At 61.1% G+C, this 1,934-nt stretch carries 2 protein-coding genes and 1 pseudogene; 1 reads left to right on the top strand and 2 read right to left on the bottom strand.

Annotated elements, in window-relative coordinates; translation table 11 throughout:
* Window positions 1-394 precede the first annotated feature (394 nt).
* Window positions 395-589, top strand: a pseudogene (locus ACIBJG_RS38780) (IS110 family transposase); the annotation flags it as partial.
* A gap of 55 nt (window positions 590-644) precedes the next feature.
* Here ACIBJG_RS38780 and ACIBJG_RS38775 read toward each other — a convergent pair.
* A complete protein-coding gene (locus ACIBJG_RS38775; protein WP_399315058.1) occupies window positions 645-1,145 on the bottom strand; it encodes a hypothetical protein in 501 nt (166 codons plus the stop codon).
* 106 nt (window positions 1,146-1,251) lie between these two features.
* Window positions 1,252-1,934, bottom strand: a 683-nt coding sequence (locus ACIBJG_RS38770; protein WP_399315057.1) for a polymorphic toxin-type HINT domain-containing protein, incomplete at its 5' end; no start/stop codon positions are given.

The raw sequence follows: 1,934 nt of genomic DNA, 5'->3' as shown, positions 1-1,934 counted from the left end.
GTGCGGACGAAACGCCGGGAACCGGCGGGTACTCCCTCATACCGCCACCCCCGACACGCCGGCCACCCGCAGATCGACCGGACCCCTCATCCAGACCGCTGGAGCTTGATCAGCCTCATCGCCGCTGCCCTGTTGTCCGTGAGCACCACCCTGCGCCGCGCCGCCGACCCTGCCCTGGCAGATGACAGATGCCACCAAGGTCCCCTCGCCCGCCCCGAACCCCTGAGGATCCTCCGGGCCTTCGTCCTGCCGCAGCCCGTGACCGACCCCGGACACATCCTGCTCTGGTCGAGGTGGCGACGGCGGCACCAGTTCTAGGCCACCGCCTGTCACCGCCGCTGGAAGAGGTCACCGCAGCCACATGATCGGAACTACAGCTGCCGTGACAGCTGTGACTTCGGCGCTTGTCACCGATCGTGTTCGCATCAATGACTCCCACCGATTTTACGAACGCAAGCGCGCCGAAGGTAAACGCCACATCCGGCCCGACCTCGCCTTGGCCCGCCGCCGCGTCAACATCCTCTGGGCACTTCTCCGCGACGGACGGGCCTACGAACACCCCTGCCCACCCACACCGCTCACGGCTTGACACCGTCGGCATCAGGAATCACTGGTACTGAAGTGAGCGTGGTGAGCGATTGCAATCAACGTCCGCAAGCTTCCTGGATCAACGCAACCTGACGCGAAACAGCCGCCCGACAGTTAGGGTTCCTGCGCTCATCATCAATGGAGGCCGCACGCCCGAGACGAGCGGAAGAAAGAACTGACTCGTAGCAGGAGGACAGAACTTCTAGAACTTCCTCGCCGTCAGAGCGCCCCAGGAGAAGGTCCGCGAACTGTCCAAGGCCCTGGACCAATGACGCCGCAATGAAGGGCGAACTGCTGTCCTGCCAGTCGTAAACGTCCTTGAACATTTCGTTCCATCGCTCCACCACGATCGGCGATGCGCCCGAGAATGCCTGGAATTCCTCTAGTGCATTCCTGAACAGGGCAACCGTTCCGCGATCAAAGAGATCATCCAACGGTCGATCGAAATACTCTGGCACCGTTTTTATCACTTCGAGCGCGAGCGATTCCAGGGACTCCCTCGAACAACTCAACAACGCGTCTTCATAGGGGTCAATTTCAACGTCCCAAAGCGTCACAAGAACCTCACCGGTGTGTACGTGAACGGGCGTGCACCTCAGAATAAACCGAGGTACACGCCCATAGTCTCACAACGGCCTTTCAGCCGTCAGACTGCAGCCCTACTCATCCTCTATCCCATGGCGCAGTTCGACTCCGCTCCCATAGGGTGATGTGTGGATAATCTCCAGCTCTGGCAGCACAGTTCTGTCGGCTTGGACCACAAGCTGGCCTAGAAGAGGCCACGACACCACGATTGGCCAACGTGCCATCGTCTACAGCGTTGAAGAGGATTTGCTCGGCATCCGTGCGGATCCCTGGGTCGGTGTGCTCAATCCCTGAAATTCGCTCGTACCCCATGTCGTCAGCAAGATCTCGCATGGCCTTGGTGGTTTTATTGTTGTTCACGGAGTACACCTTGCGCCCGTTGAAAGCACCGGTGGCAACGGTGGTTCCCTGGTCCGCCCTTCGTGCACCAACTGGGTCCGTCATTGCCTTCCTGGCGCTCACCACGTCGTGGAGTGCCTGAGCATCGTCCAGCAGTGCCCTGGCCTGGCCAACGGGAACAGGACACGAGGAGCCGGAAACTTCCCGCATGCCGTCGGTGTTGTGCACCAACACCGACGCTTCGCCTGCCGCGACATAGTACGTGTGGAGGCCGTCGATGCTGAGGTCGTACGTGGTGCGGCTTGCGGTGTACGCCGTGGTGTCGATCACCACGGTCGGGCGGCCTGACTCGTTCTGGAGTTTCTGGCCGGCCTTGAGGTCGGCGGCCTGGGTCCAGGCGTCCTTGGTGGACTCGTAGAACT

The sequence above is a fragment of the Streptomyces sp. NPDC050422 genome (assembly GCF_044458665.1).
Lineage (GTDB): Bacteria > Actinomycetota > Actinomycetes > Streptomycetales > Streptomycetaceae > Streptomyces.
The sequence above is the reverse complement of the archived record's forward strand: the minus strand, read 5'-3'. Positions and strand labels throughout refer to the sequence as shown.